Genomic DNA, 22,686 nt, shown 5'->3' on the forward strand with positions numbered 1-22,686 from the left:
CCGTTGATTCCAATAGGTGGAATCACCACAACCTTAGCCAATTCGAAATTCTGTTTTTTTGTATTGCTTGACCAACCAATCACCAAAGCTATCTAGAATGCCAATCACCGAACGCTTGGCAATCACTCGACCAGACAACAAGATTCCTAAACGTTCAATTTCGATCTTCTTCTCTGGATAGTAAGTGAGGAATTGCTTTCCGCACTCTATCGGATCATCAAACCACTGTTTATCTTTGTACATCACTAGTGAGTAACTCGCTCGCAGCAGTTTCTTAGCAATGATCTTTTGCGCCTTCACTTGGTCTTCATCTTTGTCGGTTCTTGCGATGCGATTACGGTAGACCGCGACCCAATCCTCAACGTCCATATTCCAATGTTTGGCAATCTCCCAGCTCGGCTCATAATCGCCAAAACATTCCGAAAGATCTTCCCCGTGAACACACACAGAGCAATGACGAAGTAAGAATCCCCACGAAAGGATACCTTCAAGGCTCGCCACATCATCCACCAGCGCCGTTTTAAATGAGACTTCCGTTACGAATGGATAGGCTATTTGAAAACGCCATTTGATCGAGTTAAATAGCGTGGTACGCATATCGCCAAAGCTGCGGTGTGTCACCACAATAACATCAATGTTGGAATGGCCAGGTCTAGCTGTCTTACGCGCCACACTGCCATACAAATACAGGCTATGCAGATTTTCGCCTAAGCCATTTTTCAGATAGCTCACGAGATCATCAATTGCTGGTTGGTAATTAGGCTGAAAGGCTTGGTTAGGATCAATCGTGGTAAGATGCATCTGATTATGAACAAAAAAATGAACGGACTGTCTCTTATGTTCGCCTACAGCGATAGATGAATCAAGATATTCCTTCCTTAATTAGCTCGGTATATAATGCCGCTACTACCTAACACACGAAGGAAAATGTTCATGCCAAAGGCAAGTGAGCTTAAAAAAGGTTTTGCTATCGAATCTAATGGTAAAACACTACTAATCAAAGACATCGAAGTAACCACTCCTGGTGGTCGTGGCGGCGCTAAAATTTACAAACTGCGTTGTACTGACCTAAATACAGGTGCTCGCGTTGATGAACGCTACAAATCTGACGATGTGCTTGAAACAGTAGATATGTTCAAGCGCGCATCTTCTTTCTCTTACGTTGATGGCGACGAGTACATCTTCATGGATAACGAAGATTACACTCAATACACGTTCAAGAAAGACGAAATCGAAGAAGAACTTCAGTTCATCACTGAAGAAATCAAAGGTCTTCACATCATTCTTGTTAACGGCAGCGCAGTAGGCATTGAACTACCAGCGACAGTAGAGCTAGTGATTGAAGAAACAGACCCATCAATCAAAGGTGCTTCTGCTTCAGCGCGTACTAAACCTGCTCGTTTCTCAACAGGTCTAACGGTGCAAGTACCTGAGTACATCGCTACTGGTGACCGCATCGTGATCAACACGACTGAACGCAAATACATGAGCCGCGCATAGTGATGACTGAGTTAATGTCATACGACGACGCGATTGATACCGCTTACGATATCTTTCTGGAAATGGCGCCTGATAATCTTGAGCCTGCAGACGTGATTTTGTTCACTGCGCAGTTCGATGAGCGCGGTGCGGCCGAACTTGTAGAAACCGGTGATGACTGGGCTGGACATGTTGGCTTCGATGTAGACAAAGAAGTCTATGCTGAAGTGCGTGTTGGTCTAGTGAACGAAGAAAATGACGTCCTTGATGACGTGTTTGCGAGACTGCTGATCAGCCGTGACCCAGAGCATAAGTTCTGTCACGCATTGTGGAAGCGCGATTAATTCGTTATCAAACGCTAAATACTAAAACACCCTAGCCTAAGCTGGGGTGTTTTTTTATCAGGGTATCACCGTGTTCATCACATATGCGCTAGCAAGCAACATCGCGACTTACCAACATCGGAAACCAGACTTAGTCATCGATCTTAATGTTTTCGACACGGGCTTTTAGTTTTTGCCCAGGACGGAAGGTCACTACGCGACGTGCACTGATTGGAATGTCTTCACCTGTCTTCGGGTTTCGACCTGGTCGTTCATTCTTATCACGCAGATCAAAATTCCCAAAACCAGACAGTTTTACCTGTTCGCCACTTTCAAGTGCCTTACGAATTTCTTCGAAAAACGCCTCAACCGTTTCCTTGGCATCCCGTTTACTGTATCCAAGCTTCTCAAACAGGTTCTCAGCCAAATCGGCCTTTGTGAGCGCCATAAAACTTTCCTCAAAGCTGTGTTAAACATTGCCACCAATAGGCGGCGCCTAAACATTTCGCCAAGCCAATCAACAACATATCGGCTTTACTTTGGAAAGTGTATGCCAAGCTTATGATTTTCGCCAACTTTTTTATTAAAAGAGCAGAGTTTAACCACTTAAAACAACAACATAGATGCTATTTACAACAGTATTATCTAAAATTTCTGAGTAAATACCCCTTAAATATCAGAATATTAGCCCATTAGTAACACTTAACTCAGTAGCAAAAACTAAATCCATTAACTTTTACAATTAAGCTGTTGATGTAGAAAGAGAAACAAAATCCCCCCTATTGGGTATGTGTCATTCTAAAGCAAGAGGCACAATGCTTTGATAATAATTGCATGTCGAATTGAGTCGCAAATTGCCTCTCAATCGATTTTAGCGTTCAAATTACCGCCCAGTGGCAAGGATCGTCAATTTCCTTACTCTAGATTGTTCACCTTTATCTGCTTAAATTCATCCACTTAACCTCAGCTGCTCGTAAATGGCATTGAATATGCTTTTTAACAAGGCAAGAAGTAATACGGCAAAGTTTCGACACTGCTAGACGTTAAGGGGTACATTATGGAAGTTCAACGTCATACCTACTACCGACTCATTCACCATGGAATTAAGAGTCTACTCGTTGACCGAATTGGCCATTTTACCGAGTTGGAATATCACGAATATTTAAATGGCATGACGGGTAAATCCTGTTGTTTTGCCATGAGCGATGACGAACTCAGATTTACTGTTGATAGCCTACGTAGTGAAGGATACTTGGAGGACTTAAAGCACGTTATTTAACGTCAAGTTCCTAGAGTATTGTTAGAGTTACGTGAAGCGCTTTGTCAATGACGTATATTTCGTTAGACTGAGCGCAATTTCGTCTCATAAAAATTAACGCAATGAAACAACTGCTCGACTTTATCCCTCTGATTATCTTTTTTGCCTTATACAAGCTGCAAGATATCTATGTCGCAACCGGTGCACTGATCATTGCGTCTGCGATCCAAATCGCTATCACCTATGTCATCTATAAAAAAGTCGAAAAGATGCAACTTATCACTTTTCTGATGGTAGCCATTTTTGGTGGTATGACGATATTCCTGCACGATGATAACTTCATTAAATGGAAAGTCACCATTATCTACACTCTATTCGCATTTGGCCTCGCGATAAGCCATCTAATGGGTAAGTCGGCAATAAAAGGAATGCTGGGTAAAGAGATGAGTCTACCAGAGCGTGTCTGGGCCAAAATAACTTGGGCTTGGGTGATTTTCTTCTCATTGTGTGCGGGCCTCAATATTTACGTCGCCTTCCAGCTCCCACTTGATGTCTGGGTGAACTTCAAAGTGTTTGGTTTGCTCGCCGCTACGTTCGGTTTCACTCTATTGACGGGTATTTACATCTATAAGTACCTGCCAAAAGATGACAATAAGGCAAGCCCTAGCGAATAGCGCGCCTGTTTTGCTACAATGCCCTTTTTCCAGCGACCTCTTTGGTCGCTGTTTTGTTTGTACCGGATGTCACAAAGAGCCACGCAATGAATACACCTAAAGGCCAACTTCTTCTAAGAACTCTCGCAATGCCCGCTGATACTAACGCTAATGGCGATATCTTCGGCGGATGGATCATGTCACAACTCGATTTAGCTGGCGGTATACTGGCCAAAGAAATTTCGTCCGGTCGTATCGTTACTGTGTCTGTTTCAAGCATTACCTTTAAAAAGCCAGTACGTGTGGGTGATGTTGTATGTTGCTATGGCGAATGTACCCGCATCGGTCGTACATCAATGAGTATTGATCTAGAGGTTTGGGTTAAGCCAGTGAAAGAACATGGCTTAGAAGACCGCTTTATGGTCTGTGATGCCACTTTCAATTACGTTGCGATTGATTCTGACGGTAAACCTCGTCCAATCAAGTAAGCAATGGCAGAAGTCTAATATCTCTATTTCAAGGCTTTAAATTAGCTTGATTTCAGGTAGAGTAATTGAACTCTGTTACATTCTTCATATAAGGACATCTGAACATGTGGTACGTCATCTTTTCACAAGACGTTGAAAACTCATTAGAAAAGCGCCTAAGCGTTCGCCCTGCACACTTAGAGCGTCTGCAAGCACTGCAAAATGAGGGACGACTGTTAACCGCTGGACCAATGCCTGCTATCGACTCAGATAACCCGGGAGAAGCTGGCTTTACTGGCTCTACGGTTATTGCTGAGTTTGACTCCCTTGAACAAGCGCAAACTTGGGCCGATGCCGACCCATATATTGAAGCGGGTGTTTACGAAAAAGTCATCGTTAAACCATTTAAGAAAGTATTTTAATCACTATGATACGAGTAAAATCGCTTACTTTGCTGACTCTTGCTGGCATTCTAGCTGGCTGTTCATCTGCAACCGCAGAGAAGCAAAGACACCTTGAAATGCTCGCCGACAGTCGAGCAAACCTGCTGGCATCAGAGTTACCTTTGGAACACGGGCCGCTTTCTATCATGAGAGCAAGCTCGAAGGGGACGACCATTGAGATGATGATGGTGTACAACCAAGACGCTCCAGGTGCGAAGCCAACAGCGCAAGTGCTAAAGCAAAGCGTTCACACCTATTGCACCAACCCAGCGACAAAGAATAACCTTGAAGTGGGGTTAAGCTATCGAATTAAGATTCGTAACAGCCGCGGCCAGCTAATGGCGGATGAATTGATCACGCACGAGCGCTGCACCAATTCAGCAAACTAATCGTTTTACCTTCACAATATTCAAAGCCTCGCTATGCGAGGTTTTTTTATTCCCCCACTCCGATACAACGACTTGCTCTACCTTACAAGTCGGCATATGATAAAACCATCACCCATATCTAAGACCTTGACTATAATTGCAATGTCTCAGCCTATGGGTGAGCAATGACTCTCAAATGGGTAAACGGAAAAATCCTCGGAGCTATAACTATGAAAAAAATTCTTACTGCAGTGGCTATTGCAACAGCATTCGCATCTTCAGTCGCTGTTGCTTCAACGCCGGTTATGTTTTCTTCTATTAATAATTTCAACGCACCTGATAACTCAGCGGTAGGCGGTGTTCGTCTTGCAGCCCTACACGGTAAAGTGAATACGTTAAAAGGTGTCGATTTTGCGATTGTTGGCATGTCAGAATCAGACGTGACAACAGGTGTTAACTTTGGTCTTTTCCTTGGTGCATCAAAAATCAATCAAGAGATGACCGGTGCGTCACTCGGCCTATTCAACTGGAACGAAGGCCAAACCACAGGGGTTAACCTAGGCGCAGTTAACGTGACTAACGATGTGAAAGGCGCAAACGTCAGCTTTGTGAACTACTCAGAAGGTAACACTATGGTTGATGTAGGTGCAGTTAACCTTTCAAGTGAATCAACCGTTCAAGTTGGCTTCTTCAACAAAACAGCCAAAATTGAAGGTGTGCAGGTTGGCCTTATCAACTGTGCTGACAATGGCTTTCTGCCATGCTTCCCTATTGTAAACTTTGCTAAGTAATACTTGGTTTAAGTCTCCAATACTAAGGCCTCGCAATGCGGGGCCTTTTTGTATCTGCGCTCTCACCCAGTGAGTGTTAACTTTTTCGGTATCCAGCAAAGTATCTATGAATTTTTTATTTCAACTGCTTTGCTGCCTTAACTAACAAGAAAGCCATTGAATCAAGCACCTACCCAACCTAACAAATCAATGCCATCGCAAATGAATTCTATCCTGACTATTTTCTGACTATTTTTTAACCAAGATCAATTGACGTAGGTCACATAGACTTCTAACTTTTCATATTAGTGTCATAGCCAAGGAGGTCCACCAAATGAAACGTGCTAGCAATTCATACCGTCTGCAGTTAATTAAGGAAGTCGCCACTCGTCAGCAGCGGCTTAAAGGTGGCGATCCCATGGCAAGTCATATCCAACATCTGTTGGATGATAAAGGGCACGATGACTCAAAAAGCGAATTGAACCACCGCTTTTCCGGCACTCACTTTGATGAACACGCCGGTGGTTGGGTCAGTGATCACTGGGGCCCTAAATAAGCTAGCGCGGATCGACAATGATTGAGAGAGAGTCGCTATCAAGTCTAGTCAGTATCTCTCTCTGTTCTACTTCAGATAGCTGATACCAACGGTACCTTTCTTGGCGCGTTCTTCCGCAGCCAATACAAAGGCCATTGCTGTCAGCTTGGCATAGACCGACACAGGGGTTTGTCGGTTGACATCTCACATCCATATAACACCTCAATATACAATGCGACATAGTTATTGTATGGGATGTAAATGTTGAAATGTCAAGGAGTTAACTCTAAAACAAGTCTTGTTGCGGGTCTGAATCAGGTGCATTTACACCTATGTCCCCAGGCGATCTGCGGTGTTTACGGATATATCGTTGGCGACAAAGCTTAATCACATGTAGTTGCTGGGCAGGCGTCATATTGAGCCAATTGAAGCGCTCTTCGCGTTTGCGCATACAGCCCTGACAGTAGCCTTTTTCGTCTACTGTACAAATGCCCACGCACGGACTAGGGACAATGAAAAACTCTAGTTGCTCCAAAAGATGACTCACCTATTAATGTGCCACTCATCTACTTTATGTGAACTATAAGTAGATGTTTATCAATAAGTTCCAATATGTGATTTAGTCCAAACTATGACTTAGAGCTGACAAAAACAGTGTTTTATTATCTATACTGCTCTCATCAGGCCTAGCAACAGGCTTACCTATCTACTTATTGGAGTTGATCTATTATGAAGCTTAGTCCAAAAACGTTACTTGCAGCAATTGCCCTTCCTTTTGTTGTAACAGCATGTGCAAGCAATGGTGACGATGTGAAACAAATTACAGCTCAAGATCTACAGCACCACAACTGGGAGCTTGTGAGCATCGACGGTAAAGACATTGTTCTTGAAGGCCGTCAGACTGCCCCTCGCCTAGAAGTTGGTGAAAAAATGACAGCAAATGGTAACGCTGGTTGTAACAACTTCTTTGGCCAAGCAGAGCTAAAAGACAACCAATTCCGCATTGAAAAAATGGGTATGACGATGAAAATGTGTGTCGGCGACGTAATGGACGTTGAACAAGCTTTCTCTCAAACTCTGTCAGATTGGAGTGATATGACTCTAACTAAAGACGCAATGGTTCTTAAGAATGACGTTCATACGCTAACGTTCAAACTTAATGACTGGAAGAACTAATCGGTTCTCCCTTTGATTTGAAAAAAGCAGCTCTCGAGCTGCTTTTTTTGTTTTTGAGGCCTAATTTTCATACAACCCGTCAACAAACATATCAAATAGTTAATAAATCAGACTTTTTTCAGTCATAATGAATGAATAATTGGATTGCTCCGGTCTATCACACTGACCGTCACAACTATTCAACGAACAGGGACTATTATGACAAGGTTGATCACGCTCCTCTCTACTTTACTCCTTTCTATTAGCGCTTACGCTAGTGAAGAGTGGCAACAAACATTAGAAGAAGCAAAAGGACAAACTGTCTATTTTCACGCATGGGGTGGCAGCCAAGAAATTAATCAATATATTCAATGGGCAGGTGCCAACCTAAAAGCCAATTACGATGTCACACTTAAACACGTAAAAGTTACCGACATTGCGGAAACCACGGCGAGACTCATTGCTGAAAAAGCCGCAGGCAAAAACAGTGGTGGCAGCGTTGATATGGTTTGGATCAATGGTGAAAACTTTAAGTCGATGAAAGACAATCAACTTTTGTTTGGCCCTTTCACGCAAGCACTGCCAAACTGGCAATACGTTGATCAGTCACTCCCTGTAGACGTAGATTTCTCTGAACCAACAGAAGGTTTAGAAGCACCTTGGGGTGTCGGTCAATTGGTATTCATTCATGATAAATTGGCCCTCAACAACCCGCCGCGTTCGTTTAGCGAATTTATCAGTTACGCCAAAGCGTTTCCGAATCGCTTGAGCTACCCTCGCCCACCTGAGTTTCATGGCACCAGTTTCTTGAAAGCCTTGTTGATTGAACTTACCAACAACGATGCTTCCTTAATGAAGCCAGTAGACGAAGAGAGCTTCCAACTAGTGACTGCACCGCTATGGAAATACCTAGACGAGTTCCATACGGTTGCATGGCGTGGTGGCAAACAATTCCCATCGGGTACGGCTGAATCTATCCAACTACTTGACGATGGACAAATCGATCTCGCGATTACTTTTAACCCAAATGCGGTCTATTCAGCGCAGGCTAATGGTAAGTTAGCAGAATCAACCCAAGCTTATGCGATGGACCAAGGCGCGTTGTCTAACATCCATTTCTTAGCGATTCCTTGGAATGCCAATGCGACGGCAGGTGCTCAGGTTGCCATTAACTACCTATTAAGCCCAGAGGCGCAATCGCGTAAAGGGGACACGAGCATTTGGGGCGATCCGTCAGTGCTAAATAGTCAGTACCTGACAGGCACAGCGAAAAATACCCAGCAATTTAAAGCCGTGGCTGAGCCGCACCCAAGCTGGCAAAGCGCCCTTGAACAAGAGTGGCTAAAGCGTTACGGAAACTAAGCTTGTGATCTTACCTGCGTTATACCTACTACTTATTGTCATCTGTATTTTGCCTACCATCCCGGGATTACTCGGGGTGGGATTGGCAGCATTCGGTTATATCCCGCCCGTCGGGTTAACCAATATTGGCTTAGATGGGTTTACGCAGGTATTCAATTGGAGTGGGGTTAGCACATCGATAACTCTAACCCTCTACTCGACAATTGTGAGCAGCTACCTTGCCTGCTTTATCACCTTCTTCATCTTGCAATCCTGTTGGAATAAACGTTTTTGGCGAGTGATTGAATCGACGCTCTCGCCTTTACTCGCTATGCCTCATGTCGCTTTCGCTATTGGCTTTGCGTTTCTTTTCTCTCCAACCGGCATTGGCGCTCGCACCCTGTTTCATCTATTTGGTTATGACCCTAATGACCAATCAGTGTCTGACCTTGCTCTGCTGATCAAAGACCCATATGCGATTGGGCTGATTGTGATGCTCACATTAAAAGAGATCCCTTTTTTACTCCTGATGAGCATTCCAATTATTCAGCAGCTGAAAGTCGAGCGAATTGAGACAGTCAGTGCATCTTTAGGCTACAGCCGAGCTCAAACTTGGTGGAAATGTGTGTTACCGCAATGGTTGTCTAAAATGCGCTTCCCAATGTTTGCGGTGATTGCTTATAGCTTATCTGTAGTCGATGTCGCGCTGATTATTGGACCAACAAACCCACCGACATTCGCCGTTCTCGTCTGGCAATGGTTCAATGACCCAGACTTAGCCTTATTGCCGAGAGCATCGGCAGGCGCGGTAATACTGTTTATCATCGCTACCCTACTCATCGGCTTTGCAAGAGCGTTCGAGTGGCTGCTGATTCACCAATGGCGCAGCTGGCAAACGTCAGGCCGCTTTGGCGTGCAATTGCCCGGTCGCGGGGTGTTTGTGGGCTTAGTGCTATTAACAGGGGTGATGATCCCGTTAACTGTATTATGGAACTTTGCTCAGCGTTGGCGCTTCCCTGATCTTCTTCCGAGCCAATACAGCAGTCGATTTTGGCAATACGAATGGTCCAATATTTTGAGTACTCTTAGCCAAAGTCTGTCTATTGCCGTGATTTGTGCCTCTGCGGCGCTAATACTGGCTGTTATTGCCCATGAATACCGTTTGCGCCATCGATGGACGCTGCCTCACTATCTGATCGCAATACCTATGCTGATCCCGCAGTTATCGATTTTATTTGGCATTCAAGTAACAACGCTCTATATCGACAGTAGCGCTTATCTGTTGTGGGTTTGCTGGGCGCATGTGTTCTTTATCTTTCCTTATGTTTACCTCTCGCTGGATGGGCCTTGGAACAGCTACGACTCAGGGTTAACTCGTGTGGGACTTAGTTTAGGCAAATCTCCCATCCATGTATGGCTAAAAATTAAACTGCCGATATTACTTCCTGCGGTGCTTTTCGCTTGGGCAATTGGTGTCAGTGTTAGCCTGGCACAATATCTCCCAACCTTGGTATTAGGCGCAGGCCGAATAAGTACCATCACCACTGAAGCGGTTGCGCTTTCAAGTGGATTCGACCGCAGAGTCACCGCCATCTACGCCTTATGGCAAGCACTGTTGCCGTTACTGTTTTTCTCTATTGCTATCTTACTTGGCCACTTCCACGCTAAGTATCGTAGGTTGTCTATAAAGGGATTGTTACCCAATGAGTCTTTGTCTCGAAAACCTCACCGTCTGTAAAACTGACGGCGAGCCTCTGTTTACCGATTTTTCTCTCGAAATAAACCGCGGGGAGATTGTCACCATCATGGGCCCTAGTGGTTGTGGTAAATCCACACTGCTTAGCGCTATCGCCGGTCACCTCGCAGCAGACTTTACCCTTACAGGCTCTATTCAGCTCAATAATCACAGCATTGACCAACAGCCAGCCCATAAGAGACAGGTAGGGATTCTTTTTCAAGATGACTTACTCTTCCCTCACCTGACCATTGCTGAAAACCTCGCATTTGCTTTACCTGAGTCAATAAAAGGCGCCGAGCGAAAACAGCACGCAAACGATGCATTGAAAAGTATTTCGCTGAGCAAGTTGGCAAACGTATTCCCAGATCAAGTGTCAGGAGGACAACGAGCGCGAATTAGCCTGACTCGTATGTTACTTGCTAAGCCTCAAGCGGTACTTCTTGATGAGCCGTTCAGTAAACTCGACAAGACCCTGAGAGCGCAGTTTCGTGATTGGGTTATTGAGCAACTCGCCAGAGAAAATATCCCGACGTTAATGGTTACGCATGACGAAGAAGACATTCCGCCGAACAGCCGCTGTATTACTTGGCCTTGGGAGGGAACAACATGCTAGATAGATTTAGCATCAAGGTGATTCGCTGGCCCCTGTCCCAATGTGCAGCCCTGATTGATAAAACGGGCGTCAGTGCAAATCAAGTGACCTTATTTGGCTTTGTGCTTGGTTGTATGGCGTTTCCATCACTCATTGCTGAGCAATATACGCTGGCTTTAGTTTTTATCGTCCTCAACCGCGTTTGTGATGGGTTAGATGGTGCGCTTGCACGAATACAAGGCATCACCGATGCAGGCGGCTTCTTAGATATTAGCCTCGACTTTCTGTTTTACTCGCTAATCCCGTTTGGCTTTGTGCTCGCCAATCCAGAGCAAAATGCCATTGCCGGCGCATTTTTGATTTTTTCGTTTATTGGAACGGGTTCAAGCTTTCTTGCTTTTGCCACTATGGCGGGCAAACGGGGCATCGATAACCCTGTCTATAAACACAAATCACTCTACTACATGAGCGGCTTAACTGAGGGGACGGAAACCATTGGCTGTTTCATTACTTTCTGCTTATTCCCTCAGCACTTTGCCATTATTGCTTATCTGTTTGGTGCCGCTTGCTGGTTTACTACGTTTACTCGGATTTATTCAGGTTTTCATACTCTGCACAGTGATCCGCTAAAACACGATAAAGAGTAACAATGACGCTACCACACCCGCACTAAAGCTTGGGGTATGGAATCGACTGCCGCGAGCTCGAACATACTCTTTGGCTAGCTCTTCTTGGTAGGTTTTGATGCTTAGTTCTTTGATGTAATTGTTGTACATAATCTTGTCCTCCTCATTGACTGTTAAGCCAAGCTTAAAACCTCAAGTTAAGTTGAGATCAAGAGCGAACTACAAAAAAAGCGCCATTTGGCGCTTTAGTCGTAAGAGATTATTTAAATCTAAGTACTTTAAGTGAAGCCTCAGGGTCCGTATCTTCAAATTCTGGCGGGTTATCTAAACGCTCAATAAAGCTGAGTGCTGGCGCTTCTTCCTTCATACCATCAATCAAGAACTGGCTTGTCACCTGCGGAGAGTTAACACACGCAATCACTTCCCCACCCTCAGCAAGAAGTTCAGGGAGTTTTCTTAAAATACGTTTGTAGTCTTTGGTTAACGCAAAGCTGCCTTTTTGGAATGATGGCGGATCGATCACGATAAGATCATAACGGCCCATCTTTTTGATTTTTCCCCACGAGCGGAAAATATCATAGCCTAAGAACTTCACCTGATTGATATTGTGTTGGTTAAGTTTGTGGTTCTCGCGACCTTTCGCCAGCGAGCCTTTCGACATATCCACATTGACCACTTGGTCAGCACCACCAGCGATTGCTGCGACTGAAAATCCACACGTGTACGCGAATAGGTTAAGTACATTCTTGTGTTTTGAGTTCTCTTTTACCCAGTCACGCCCATAACGCATATCGAGAAACAGGCCGAAGTTCTGGTTACGACCAATATTCAGCTGGTATTTCAGCCCCGATTCATGCACGACAGGCTGGCTTTCTAGTTCACCCAATACCACTTCAGAAGGTGCACCGTCTGCGTAGCGATGCTGAACAACAATCGACTTACCCTGCTTGTGTTGCCACAAATCAGATTCAGACAAGGTTGCTAAGCCCTGCTTAAGCGTTTCAATAAACAACTCATCCACTTGCTTGAATATCGCAACAATTAATTGGCCTTGAACCCAATCACAGGTTAACTGCTCTAGACCTTCAAAACGACGACCACGACCATGAAAAAGTCGGCGAACCTCGTTTGGCGCCTCAGTTAACTGCAGATTTAGCTGCTCAAAGAACGTTGGTAGTTTGTCAGCCTGCATAGGCGCAGGAATTACTTGTTGATCTTCGGCCATGATAACTCCCATGGGGTAAGCCAAGCCTCGACACCTTGGCATGTGATATCCGTGTTCCATTTACTCCCCAAAACACTGTGGTTTCTTGGGTCGCAAACAAATTCAAAATCTTGATGTTGATAAGTGAAGCACAGCGCAAAAGCGTGCAGATAACCACGATCCGACTCAGAGCCTGCATTGTAAATAGGATCGCCGACGATCCCTGAACCAACAGATTTGAGCGCCACCCTGATTTGGTGCGTTTTTCCGGTATGTGGCTTACATAAAAACAATCTCTCCCCCGGCTCTGCGGCCAGTGAGAAGAACTGAGTAATAGCAGGATTAGTTTGAGAGTTAAGCAGCTTCCACGAAGCGCGGCGTGAACGCTCCATATCTCCGCTCACAAGCCCTTGTTTCTTTTTCGGCTTCTTACTACCAATCGCAAGATAGTACTTTTCTACACTGCGCTGGGCAAACATTTGAGAGAGTTCACTGGCTGCTGCAGAACTTCGGCCCAAGAGCAAAATTCCTGAGGTCATTTTATCTAGACGATGGATAAGATAGAGCTTTGCGTCGCCGGTTTGTTTGGCAACTTCTTGCAGTAACATGGTATCGCCATCATCCTTATGTACAGAAACATTCGGGTGTTTGCTGATGACAATAAAATCAGTGTGGGTGTGTAAGATATCGAACATTAAAACTGGCTCCACTTTGGACGCACGAGTATACCCGTAATCCCAATGAAAGCCAGTTTCAAGTGTGGGGAACTAAACCCGTTAGGCCTTAGCTCAGCTTGAACTTGCCGACCAACTGCTCTAACTCTGCAACTTTCGAGTTCAAGCCTTCTACATTCTGTGAGCTGCTGTTTGCCAATTGCAGTGAGCGCTCGGAAATATCACTGATCGCGGTAATATCGGCGGCAATTTCTTTAGTCACGGCAGTCTGCTCTTCTGCTGCAGTAGCAATTGAGTTGACCATAGCCTGCACGTTGGCGGCTCCAGAAACGATTTCTTCTAGCGCATTCACGGCTCCAGAGCTACGTTCAACACCGATTTCAACCAGCTGGCAGTTCTCAACGGTATAGGTCACCGCTTCTTGAGTGCCAGATTGGATCTGTTGAATAATGCCGCCCACTTCCTGGGTCGCTTTGGTTGTTCTTTCAGCCAGCGCTCGCACTTCATCAGCAACCACAGCAAAACCACGACCAAATTCACCAGCGCGAGCTGCCTCAATCGCGGCATTAAGTGCAAGTAGATTGGTTTGCTCAGCGATTTCTTCAATCACTCGAATCACTGAACCTATTTGCTCACTGTGCTGACCTAGGCCATTCATCTGCTTTGACATCTCTGTCATTTGCAAACTCACCTGCTGAATTGAGTCGACCATCTCAGTAATCACTTGGCGACCAGACTCGGCACTTCCTTCTGAGCGCTGAGCCTCTTCAAACGTAGCAGAGCCTTGCTGCGCTACCTCAGCGATCGTTAAGCTGAGCTCTTCTGCTGCGGTTGCAATCAAATTAGCTTTGTCTGCCTGAGATGACGCGCCATGAACAATGTCTTGGCTAACGTTAGACAACTCGCCGGTGACACTCTTCACTTCATTCGCCACAGCGGAAATTCCGCCAATCAAGGTCGTAAGTGATGCTTGCATCTTATTGATCGACACCGCAAGGTTTGCCAACTCATCGCCCGATTTATCGGCAATATCTTCTGCTGTCAGATCGCCGTTCGCGACCTTTTGCGCCACACTATCTAACTTGGTGAGACGCGTGGTAATTGAGTTTGAAAGCAAGTAGGCAATGGTACAAGTCAGGATCAATGCGATAACAAACAGAATTAAGATCGTGTTTTCAATGGTGTTAAATGATTCAGTCAAGCCAAGCAGAGAGTTGTCCGTATCTTCAATTTCTTCTGATGATGCGGCATCCAATAGCACTTCGATTGGCGCTAGGTAAGATTCATACAACTCACGCAGTGCTGAGATTTCTTGCTCTAAGGCATCTTTGTTACCCAGTAAAGGGACGATATCTCGCTCAAACCCTTGGGTAAAGCCGCGCATCAGTTGTTCAATTTCTTCAACTCGCTGGTAGTCTGATTTTCCCGGCGTTTCTAATGTTTTCACGTGAGCAATCGCATCAGCGAATTCTTGCTTATTGGTTTTGTAATCTTCAAGTGCACCCGGCACGCCCGTTATGGCTCCCGTTGCGTCTCGATACACATCGCCGGCCTCATCAATCAAGATCAAATAGCCGACCACTTCTGGGACATCATCGTTACGGATTTCATCGGCAACAGCATGTGATTTGGTCACTTCCATCCAGATAACACCCGCCATGATAGTCATAATGGTAAGAATACAGCCAAACCCGGCGTACAATTTATTTCTAACAGACCATTTCACTATGTACCTTCCTATACTAAATGCTTCACGTAAACTTAGGATATTCCTTACTTATCGGCGGGGAGGAGGGTTTCTTTAATAAAGTTATTATTAGAAACGAAAAAACCTCCCAATTGGGAGGTTTTTGCTTATTTCAGATTGTCTGAGTCGCTTTATAGCTTCTTAGAGAACAAACCTGCTAGAGCGATGATACCAATACCTAAGAGCATGATTTCACCTTTACCGCTATCAAAGCCAGACTTGATGCCCATAAACGCTACGATTGCGATTGCTACTGGAATTACGTACTTAACTAGGTTGTACCATAGACCGAACAGTGGGAAAGATACTTCACCGTCGTTAGTGATCTCTTTCTCTAGCTCAGCACGGTTTAGACGCCAGCCAGCGAAGATACATACCAACATACCGCCAACAGCTAGGAAGATCTTATCTGTTAGTAGGTCGAAGATATCGAACGCGCCAGTACCGAATAGTGTTGGACCAACACCACCTAGTGATAGTGATGCGAACACACATAGCGTTGCCATTACTGAACTTGCAGAAATAACCGCTGTTGAACGCTTCATGCCTTTTTCATCGATTAGGTAAGACACTACAACTTCAAGTAGAGATACAGAAGATGTCAGTGCAGCTACCGTTAGACCAAGGAAGAACATTAGAGCGATTAGGAAACCAATCACCCCGCCCATTTCAGCAAATAGCTGAGGAACCACTACGAATACTAGACCTGGGCCTGCTGCTGGCTCCATACCGAATGCGAACATTGCTGGGAACATAGCTACACCAGCTAGAATCGCAACGCCTGTATCCATTGCCGTAACCATACCTGTCGTTTGAACAAGGTTCTCTTTCTTCTTCAGGTAAGAACCGTATGTCAACATACAACCCATACCTAGTGATAGAGAGAAGAACGCCTGACCAAGAGCAGCAAGTACTACATTGCTGTCTACTTTCGAGAAGTCTGGCATGAATAGGAATTCTAGACCCGCCATTGCACCTGGAAGCATTAGGCCTTTAACAGATACAAAGATAAGGATCAGGAATAGAAGAGGCATTAATACCTTACCTGCTTTCTCGATACCGCCAGAAATACCTTTCATTACGATAGCGATGTTTAGCACTAGGTAAATACCCATCCACATTAGTGGCTGTACTGGGTCAGAGATGAAACCACCGAAGCTATCACCGATTGCTTCAGGCGTGTTCAGTAGACCACCACCCACTTTGAAGATATAAGCAAGCGCCCAACCACCTACTACAGGGTAGAAACCCATGATTAGTAGGCCACTAAGCACACCCATAACACCAGTAAACGTCCAACGACGGTCAGTCGATTTAAACGCACCTACTGCTGATAGACCTGTCTTACGACCAATAGCGAATTCTGTAAGCATTACGCTAAAGCCGATAAAAATTACAAAAATTAGGTAGATAGCAACGAATGCACCACCACCACTTTCACCCGCTGTATAAGGAAACTTCCAAATGTTGCCAAGACCTACAGCTGAACCTGCTGCAGCCATTACGAAGCCTAATTTAGACCCCCATGTATCACGGGGCTGTGCACTTGTACTAGTAGCCACGATTTACTCCATTAAAATCATTTTATAAGTTGTGTTTGCTTCTGTTAGGCGTCTAGAAAAGTGATTGTAAATATATTTTTACACTTATTAGAATTTTGAGTGACGCTAACGTTGTAGCAAGTAAACCAGTTTAGGAATAAAATTGGAAGTCAAAAAAGTATATTTTCCCACCACAAATGTAATTAATATGTTTAAATGCTGTTTTTTTAGCCTTTAACATGTATTACACACCAGTTTTAACATTCACCTAACAGATTTGTCCTATCTATTAATCTATAGCCATGATTAGCTGATTTGCGAAAATCCTGCTTGTCGTTGTTCCTGTTGAGTTCTACTATTGGGAGTGCCATACACTTCTAGGTTATTGAATGGAAAAGTTTTATCACTTTCTTACACTTGCTGGGATTGCCTTTTACTGGATTCTAGTCGCGGGTGTGACGATTCGCGTTGTACTTAAACGACGCGCTGTCAGTGTTTCTCTAGCTTGGTTGATGATCATCTATATCATCCCAATTGTTGGTGTTGCGTGTTACTTCATGTTTGGCGAACTCAATTTGGGGCGCAAACGTGCCGAACGTGCCAAAGAAATGCTCGCTCCCTTCGCTAAGTGGTTCTCTAGCCTTAATAACTGCCACGCACACTCTCCAGAAAGCTTTGGCCGCCACATCTACCGAATTGATGAACTTTGTAACAATCGCTTAGGTTTACCAGCTCTTTCGGGCAACTCACTCTCTTTGCAAAGCTCACCTGATAAAATCCTTCATTCGATCATTGAAGATATTGAGAGTGCGCAAACTAGCATTCGTCTGGTCTTTTATATCTGGCATCCGGGTGGATTGGCAGATTCCGTTGCATCAGCACTTATCCGCGCGTCAAAAAGAGGGGTAGATGTTAAATTATTGCTCGATTCAGCGGGCAGCCCGCGCTTTTTCCGCAGTCAGTGGGCGCAAATGATGCGTAATGCGGGTATCCATGTCGTGCAAGCGCTTGAGGTTAGCCCATGGCGTATTTTCCTCAGACGCCTCGATTTGCGACAACATCGTAAAATAATTGTTATCGATGAGAAGATTGCCTATACAGGTTCAATGAACTTGGTCGACCCTGCCTACTTCAAACAAAATTCCGGTGTCGGCCAGTGGATTGATATTATGGTGCGTATTACTGGGCCAACGGTGAATGTCCTTTCAGCAATCCACTGCTGGGACTGGGAAGTAGAAACCGGCTCACGAGCATTCCCTCAATCACCAGAGTGTTCTATCAAGCCCAACGAACCGCAACACCCTGTTCAAGTGGTGCCATCAGGCCCCGGTATGCCTGAGCATTTGATTTCTCAAGTGCTGACGCTGGCGATTAACCAAGCAAATCAATCTGTACGCATTACTACCCCTTACTTTGTGCCAAGTTCCGACCTACTGGAAACACTGAAAATGACAGCACAGAGGGGAATCAATGTTGAGCTGATCATTCCACATAAAAATGACTCGATGATGGTTCAATGGGCGTCTCGCGCTTTTTACAGTGAGTTATTATCCGCAGGGGTTAAGATCTTCGAATTCTACGGTGGACTATTGCACACCAAGTCAGTTGTGATTGATGAGCAGTTCTGTTTGGTGGGTACGGTCAATATGGATATGCGCAGTTTGTGGCTCAATTTCGAACTGACTTTGGCGATCGACGACGAAGCGTTCACTAAAGAGATGTTTTGGCTACAGCAAAGCTATATCGACAATTCACACCAAGTCGACTTTGAACAGTGGAAAAAACGTACCCTATCCTCTCGCTTTTTAGAACGCACTTTCTATCTATTCAATCCGCTACTTTAATCGGGCTTGCTATTCACGCTTTGCCATGGTTTAAATATGGCAATACGTGATTAGATAAGGACTTCCAATGTCAGAGAGCAAGCAGACCAAATACGTTACCGCAGGTCGAGATAAGAAGTGGACCAACGGAGTTGTAAACCCTCCGGTACAGCGCGCGTCAACCATCGTATTTGATACTGTAGCGGAAAAGCAGCAAGCGACGATTAACCGCGCCAATAAAACGCTTTTCTATGGCCGCCGTGGTACTAATACCCACTTTGCCTTCCAAGACGCAATGACAGAAATTGAAGGCGGCGCTGGATGTGCCCTTTACCCTTGTGGTACTGCGGCCATCGCCAATGCCATTCTTTCGTTTGTTGAAACTGGCGACCATATTTTAATGGTGGATACCTGTTACGAGCCAACACGTGATTTCTGTGACACCATCATGAAGAAGATGGGTGTTGAAACGACTTACTACGAGCCGACCATTGGCGAAGGCATCCGCGACCTGATCAAACCTAATACCAAGGTTCTGTTTTTGGAGTCACCAGGCTCAGTCACGATGGAAGTTCAAGACGTTCCTACGCTGTCAAGAATCGCGCACGAACAAGAGATCATCGTAATGCTCGACAACACTTGGGCTGCCGGTGTGAATTTCTCACCTTTCGAACATGGCGTTGATATCTCAATTCAAGCCGCGACCAAGTACATTGTTGGTCACTCAGATGTGATGCTGGGTACAGCAGTCGCCAGCGAGAAGTATTGGGACCAGTTACGTGAACAAAGTTACTTGATGGGTCAGTGTGTTTCTCCAGATGATGCATACTTAGGCCTACGCGGTATTCGTACGCTGGATGTGCGCCTGCGCCAACACGCAGAAAACAGTTTAAAAGTCGCCAAGTGGCTACAATCTCGCCCAGAAGTCGATCATGTTCGCCACCCTGCCCTTGAAACCTGCCCTGGTCATGAATTCTTCAAGCGTGACTTTACCGGAGGTAATGGCCTGTTTTCATTTGTCCTGAAGACTACTTACCCGAAAGCGACCACTGCCCTGTTAGATGGCATGAAGCATTTCAGCATGGGTTATTCATGGGGTGGTTACGAGAGTCTTATCTTAGCCAACGAACCAAAGAGCTTTAATAGTCTGCGCACCGTGGCTAACCCGAACTTTGAAGGCACCTTAGTGCGCCTGCATATCGGCTTAGAAAATGTCGATGATCTGATCGCAGACTTGGAAGCAGGGCTTTCTCGCTACAATACGTTGATCTTAGAGAAAGAAGCGACAGCGTAGAGCTTATAGACCTAAGCACGACCACCAAAAAGCCTCGTTCGCGAGGCTTTTTAACACCCTGATTTTATTGATAAAAACACTCTCGGTTATCTGCCTCATCTGCTCACTAATTAAAACTGTTGTTTTCTAACTAAATATCACAGTTTAACATTTCACTCGCCAGCCAAATTTGTATCAGTTGGTTTTTCTTCTACGTTTAAATATCTCATCAGAGGTCATACCAGAAGGAGCTAACTTTGAAACCATTCTATTCACTTGTCCTAACTTGCGCTTTAGCACTTGGACAACCAATATTCACTAATGCTGCCCATGCGAGTGGCTACACTCAGACTCAATACCCAATTGTCTTAGTCCACGGACTGTTTGGCTTTGATACCCTTGCTGGCGTCGACTATTTCTATGGAATACCCCATTCATTAACCAGAGATGGAGCCACGGTCTATGTCGCGCAGGTATCCGCCTCTAACAGCACTGAAGTTAGAGGCGAGCAACTCCTCGCCCAATTAGAGACCTTGCTTGCCGCCACTGGCGCGACCAAAGTAAACCTAATTGGCCATAGCCATGGTGGGCCAACTGCTCGTTATGTTGCTTCGGTAAGGCCTGATCTTATCGCATCAGTTACCAGTATTGGCGGTGTAAACAAAGGCTCTAAAGTCGCCGATCTGGTTAGAGGCAATGTTCCTGAAGGCTCTGGCTTAGAAGGGTTAGCCGTCAAGCTTGCTGGCGGACTCACCACACTGATTAACCTTCTTTCTGGCGGCACAGATCTCGATCAAGACCCACTAGCCTCTCTCGAAGCGTTAACCACCGAAGGTTCGTTAGCTTTTAACCAACATCACCCATACGGAATCCCTAACACTGAGTGTGGTGAAGGCGATCTGCTCGCGAGCAATGGGGTGTATTACTACTCTTGGACAGGTTCTTCCACTTTCACCAACCTTTTTGACCCAACTGATGGTGCTTTGGTAGTACTCGGATGGGCCTTTGATGAACCTAATGATGGATTAGTCAGTGCATGTAGTACCCACCTAGGCAAAGTAATTCGCGACGATTACAAGATGAACCATTTGGATGAGATTAATGGACTGATAGGTATTCACCATCTGTTTGAAACTGACCCTGTGACCCTCTATCGCCAACACGCTAATCGTCTTAAACAGCAAGGACTATAAGGATTACACGATGAAAAAGGCCGCTCTCATTTTCGTTTCTCTTATGACATCTGTTGGGTTAGGAGCGGTCTTATTTTTCTCCGATCAACAGTCACCTTCAGCCCCAGTCGCGCAATCCCAAGCAGATGTGGAGGTTGATACTACGAGCACAAAGCACTTCTTCGATTTTTCACTGAGCAGTTTAGGTGAGCAAAATCTCGATGAGATTAAACAGAGAATCAGTCAGCACACATCGTCTGACATAGACCTCAACGACGACGAAGAGCTCTTTGAGGCCTATTTACAGTACAAACAAGCACTGACCGAATTAGAGCCTTTACAAACAACCCAACTCTCGGCAGTCGATTTAGAGCAACTTCACTTACGCATTTTAGATCTGCAATTTGAATACTTTTCCGAACAGCAAATCGAGCAATTATTTGCAGAGGAGAACCAGCTGCGCCAGCTAGCAATAGAAAAAATGAAAATAGCGCAGAATGATTTGGCTAGCGAACAGAAACAAGCACTGCTCAATGACCAGCTTGTCGATATGCCTGAATACGTTCAGCAAGCAGAAAAGAACAATCAACTAGTGGTTAATCTCACCACTCTATCGACGCTCGATGGCCAACAGAAACATCTCGCAGCAGTTGAATTGGTTGGAGAAGCGGGCGCAGAGCGACTGAAAGCACTCGATCAACAAAGAGCTTCGTTCCAAGACAAGATTGACTCTTACTTACAGCATCGTGATGAGTTACTGACATCAGACTTTCTGTCCGAGCAGGACAAGCTCATGCAAATCACTCAGCTTAGAGAGGAGAGCTTTGACCCAACACAACTTAGACGGGTCGAAGCGCTTGAGCGGATTCATGATCAAAGCCGCTAGGCATGCAGACATTGGCAGCGCAATACCGGCTGCCAATTAGCACTAACTTGCCTTTTTAGGACAGTCGACCAAATGGTCATCGACCATACCTACTGCCTGCATGAAAGCATAGCAAATCGTCTCGCCGACAAACTTAAAGCCCTTTTTCTTTAAGAACTTACTCATTGTCTTTGATTGCTCAGTAGAAGCAGGTACATCGCTCATTTCCGTCCAGTTATTGATGATGGGTTTGCCATCAACAAACTGCCAAAGCGCATTAGATAGGCTGCCATACTCTTCTTTTAAAGCCAGTGCTGCGCGCGCGTTACTGAACACGGAATTAATTTTTCCTCGATGCTTAACCACATCGAAGTTTTCAATGATTCGCTCGACTTGTGACTCATCATAATTGGCAAGAATGTTTAAATCATAGCCTTCAAATGCCGCGCGGTACCCTTCTCGCTTCTTGAGAATAGTGATCCAGCTGAGGCCAGCTTGCGCACCCTCTAAGGTTATAAACTCAAACAGGACGTTATCATCATAAACCGGCACGCCCCACTCAGCGTCATGATACTCACGCTCTAGTTCATGGTTCATTGCCCATGCACAGGTTGTATCCTTGCTCATCTATTATCTCCT

The 22,686-nt window shown here is 45.2% G+C and carries 28 protein-coding genes; 18 read left to right on the forward strand and 10 right to left on the reverse strand.

All coding sequences use genetic code 11. The features are described from left to right. Window positions 1–33: 33 nt before the first annotated feature. Window positions 34–801 carry a nucleotidyltransferase domain-containing protein gene (locus ELS82_RS04195; RefSeq protein WP_134834343.1) on the reverse strand — a complete coding sequence of 256 codons (768 nt, stop codon included), beginning with the start codon at window positions 799–801 and terminating at the stop codon, window positions 34–36. Between the two features lie 132 nt (window positions 802–933). On the opposite strand from ELS82_RS04195, the gene yeiP reads away from it, so the two are divergent. Both yeiP and ELS82_RS04205 read left to right on the forward strand, forming a co-directional pair. Beyond that, on the forward strand, window positions 934–1,500 hold the full coding sequence (gene yeiP, locus ELS82_RS04200) for an elongation factor P-like protein YeiP (protein WP_053438637.1): 567 nt from the start codon (window positions 934–936) through the stop codon (window positions 1,498–1,500). Between the two features lie 2 nt (window positions 1,501–1,502). Continuing rightward, window positions 1,503–1,823, forward strand: coding sequence for an HI1450 family dsDNA-mimic protein (locus ELS82_RS04205; RefSeq protein ID WP_134834480.1), 321 nt, complete (start codon window positions 1,503–1,505; stop codon window positions 1,821–1,823). A 130-nt stretch (window positions 1,824–1,953) separates the two neighbouring features. On the opposite strand, the gene ihfA is transcribed toward ELS82_RS04205, so the two are convergent. Then, the gene (gene ihfA / locus ELS82_RS04210; protein ID WP_004413569.1) at window positions 1,954–2,250 is read right to left on the reverse strand and encodes an integration host factor subunit alpha; all 297 of its coding nucleotides are present in this window, start codon (window positions 2,248–2,250) and stop codon (window positions 1,954–1,956) included. A gap of 609 nt (window positions 2,251–2,859) precedes the next feature. Between ihfA and ELS82_RS04215 the strand changes: the two genes are divergently transcribed. The 7 genes from ELS82_RS04215 (at window position 2,860) to ELS82_RS04245 (ending at window position 6,317) form a co-directional block, all read left to right on the forward strand. Beyond that, window positions 2,860–3,081 carry a hypothetical protein gene (locus ELS82_RS04215; protein ID WP_134834344.1) on the forward strand — a complete coding sequence of 74 codons (222 nt, stop codon included), beginning with the start codon at window positions 2,860–2,862 and terminating at the stop codon, window positions 3,079–3,081. 101 nt (window positions 3,082–3,182) lie between these two features. Continuing rightward, window positions 3,183–3,734, forward strand: coding sequence for a septation protein A (locus ELS82_RS04220; RefSeq protein ID WP_134834345.1), 552 nt, complete (start codon window positions 3,183–3,185; stop codon window positions 3,732–3,734). 86 nt (window positions 3,735–3,820) lie between these two features. After that, a complete protein-coding gene (gene yciA / locus ELS82_RS04225) occupies window positions 3,821–4,201 on the forward strand; it encodes an acyl-CoA thioester hydrolase YciA (protein ID WP_134834346.1) in 381 nt (126 codons plus the stop codon). Between the two features lie 104 nt (window positions 4,202–4,305). Then, complete coding sequence (locus tag ELS82_RS04230; protein WP_004413565.1) at window positions 4,306–4,602, forward strand: YciI family protein; 297 nt, start codon at window positions 4,306–4,308, stop codon at window positions 4,600–4,602. Between the two features lie 5 nt (window positions 4,603–4,607). Next, window positions 4,608–5,012 carry a GspS/AspS pilotin family protein gene (locus ELS82_RS04235; RefSeq protein ID WP_134834347.1) on the forward strand — a complete coding sequence of 135 codons (405 nt, stop codon included), beginning with the start codon at window positions 4,608–4,610 and terminating at the stop codon, window positions 5,010–5,012. Between the two features lie 209 nt (window positions 5,013–5,221). Beyond that, window positions 5,222–5,782, forward strand: a complete 561-nt coding sequence (locus ELS82_RS04240; RefSeq protein WP_134834348.1) for a VC2662 family protein — start codon at window positions 5,222–5,224, stop codon at window positions 5,780–5,782. Window positions 5,783–6,095: 313 nt separating this feature from the next. Continuing rightward, the gene (locus tag ELS82_RS04245) at window positions 6,096–6,317 is read left to right on the forward strand and encodes a hypothetical protein (RefSeq protein ID WP_134834349.1); all 222 of its coding nucleotides are present in this window, start codon (window positions 6,096–6,098) and stop codon (window positions 6,315–6,317) included. Window position 6,318: 1 nt separating this feature from the next. Here ELS82_RS04245 and ELS82_RS04250 read toward each other — a convergent pair whose 3' ends face one another. Together ELS82_RS04250 and ELS82_RS04255 are read right to left on the reverse strand one after the other, a co-directional pair. Next, on the reverse strand, window positions 6,319–6,510 hold the full coding sequence (locus ELS82_RS04250; RefSeq protein WP_167489219.1) for a DUF1289 domain-containing protein: 192 nt from the start codon (window positions 6,508–6,510) through the stop codon (window positions 6,319–6,321). 72 nt (window positions 6,511–6,582) lie between these two features. After that, complete coding sequence (locus ELS82_RS04255; protein WP_134834351.1) at window positions 6,583–6,831, reverse strand: DUF1289 domain-containing protein; 249 nt, start codon at window positions 6,829–6,831, stop codon at window positions 6,583–6,585. A 194-nt stretch (window positions 6,832–7,025) separates the two neighbouring features. Between ELS82_RS04255 and ELS82_RS04260 the strand changes: the two genes are divergently transcribed. From ELS82_RS04260 to ELS82_RS04280, 5 genes are all read left to right on the forward strand, one after another. Continuing rightward, window positions 7,026–7,472: an META domain-containing protein gene (locus tag ELS82_RS04260; protein WP_053438628.1), complete on the forward strand. Its 447-nt coding sequence runs from the start codon at window positions 7,026–7,028 to the stop codon at window positions 7,470–7,472. Window positions 7,473–7,670: 198 nt separating this feature from the next. Then, on the forward strand, window positions 7,671–8,813 hold the full coding sequence (locus tag ELS82_RS04265; RefSeq protein WP_134834352.1) for an ABC transporter substrate-binding protein: 1,143 nt from the start codon (window positions 7,671–7,673) through the stop codon (window positions 8,811–8,813). A gap of 7 nt (window positions 8,814–8,820) precedes the next feature. Then, window positions 8,821–10,530, forward strand: coding sequence for an ABC transporter permease (locus ELS82_RS04270; protein WP_134834481.1), 1,710 nt, complete (start codon window positions 8,821–8,823; stop codon window positions 10,528–10,530). Beyond that, the gene (locus ELS82_RS04275; RefSeq protein WP_134834353.1) at window positions 10,496–11,143 is read left to right on the forward strand and encodes an ATP-binding cassette domain-containing protein; all 648 of its coding nucleotides are present in this window, start codon (window positions 10,496–10,498) and stop codon (window positions 11,141–11,143) included. The genes ELS82_RS04270 and ELS82_RS04275 overlap by 35 nt, the downstream gene beginning before the upstream one ends. Further along, window positions 11,137–11,769 (forward strand): CDP-alcohol phosphatidyltransferase family protein, encoded by a 633-nt coding sequence (locus tag ELS82_RS04280; RefSeq protein WP_134834354.1) that lies wholly within the window; start codon window positions 11,137–11,139, stop codon window positions 11,767–11,769. Before ELS82_RS04275 ends, ELS82_RS04280 begins: the two co-directional genes overlap by 7 nt. On the opposite strand, the gene ELS82_RS26255 is transcribed toward ELS82_RS04280, so the two are convergent. The 5 genes from ELS82_RS26255 to ELS82_RS04300 form a co-directional block, all read right to left on the reverse strand. Further along, on the reverse strand, window positions 11,749–11,898 hold the full coding sequence (locus tag ELS82_RS26255) for a hypothetical protein (RefSeq protein WP_167489221.1): 150 nt from the start codon (window positions 11,896–11,898) through the stop codon (window positions 11,749–11,751). The two genes, ELS82_RS04280 and ELS82_RS26255, sit on opposite strands and share 21 nt — an antisense overlap. 109 nt (window positions 11,899–12,007) lie before the next feature. After that, window positions 12,008–12,940 (reverse strand): class I SAM-dependent methyltransferase, encoded by a 933-nt coding sequence (locus tag ELS82_RS04285; protein ID WP_134834482.1) that lies wholly within the window; start codon window positions 12,938–12,940, stop codon window positions 12,008–12,010. An 11-nt stretch (window positions 12,941–12,951) separates the two neighbouring features. Continuing rightward, complete coding sequence (locus ELS82_RS04290) at window positions 12,952–13,647, reverse strand: TIGR01621 family pseudouridine synthase (RefSeq protein ID WP_134834355.1); 696 nt, start codon at window positions 13,645–13,647, stop codon at window positions 12,952–12,954. An 88-nt stretch (window positions 13,648–13,735) separates the two neighbouring features. Continuing rightward, window positions 13,736–15,352, reverse strand: coding sequence for a methyl-accepting chemotaxis protein (locus tag ELS82_RS04295; protein WP_134834356.1), 1,617 nt, complete (start codon window positions 15,350–15,352; stop codon window positions 13,736–13,738). Between the two features lie 152 nt (window positions 15,353–15,504). Further along, entirely contained in the window at window positions 15,505–16,935 is a 1,431-nt protein-coding gene (locus ELS82_RS04300) for a sodium-dependent transporter (protein ID WP_134834357.1), read from the reverse strand. Between the two features lie 368 nt (window positions 16,936–17,303). Here ELS82_RS04300 and cls point away from each other — a divergent pair, with 368 nt between their 5' ends. From cls to ELS82_RS04320, 4 genes are all read left to right on the forward strand, one after another. Continuing rightward, the gene (gene cls, locus ELS82_RS04305; RefSeq protein WP_134834358.1) at window positions 17,304–18,758 is read left to right on the forward strand and encodes a cardiolipin synthase; all 1,455 of its coding nucleotides are present in this window, start codon (window positions 17,304–17,306) and stop codon (window positions 18,756–18,758) included. A gap of 67 nt (window positions 18,759–18,825) precedes the next feature. Then, window positions 18,826–20,031: a cystathionine beta-lyase gene (locus ELS82_RS04310; RefSeq protein WP_134834359.1), complete on the forward strand. Its 1,206-nt coding sequence runs from the start codon at window positions 18,826–18,828 to the stop codon at window positions 20,029–20,031. Window positions 20,032–20,267: 236 nt separating this feature from the next. Next, window positions 20,268–21,203 (forward strand): esterase/lipase family protein, encoded by a 936-nt coding sequence (locus ELS82_RS04315; RefSeq protein WP_134834360.1) that lies wholly within the window; start codon window positions 20,268–20,270, stop codon window positions 21,201–21,203. 10 nt (window positions 21,204–21,213) lie between these two features. Beyond that, window positions 21,214–22,068 (forward strand): lipase secretion chaperone, encoded by an 855-nt coding sequence (locus ELS82_RS04320; RefSeq protein ID WP_134834361.1) that lies wholly within the window; start codon window positions 21,214–21,216, stop codon window positions 22,066–22,068. 42 nt (window positions 22,069–22,110) lie between these two features. Here the strand turns inward: ELS82_RS04320 and ELS82_RS04325 are convergent, their stop codons facing one another. Beyond that, a complete protein-coding gene (locus ELS82_RS04325; RefSeq protein ID WP_134834362.1) occupies window positions 22,111–22,674 on the reverse strand; it encodes a DNA-3-methyladenine glycosylase I in 564 nt (187 codons plus the stop codon). Between the last annotated feature and the right edge of the window lie 12 nt (window positions 22,675–22,686).

It is taken from the genome of Vibrio ouci, assembly GCF_004551525.1.
Lineage (GTDB): Bacteria > Pseudomonadota > Gammaproteobacteria > Enterobacterales > Vibrionaceae > Vibrio > Vibrio ouci.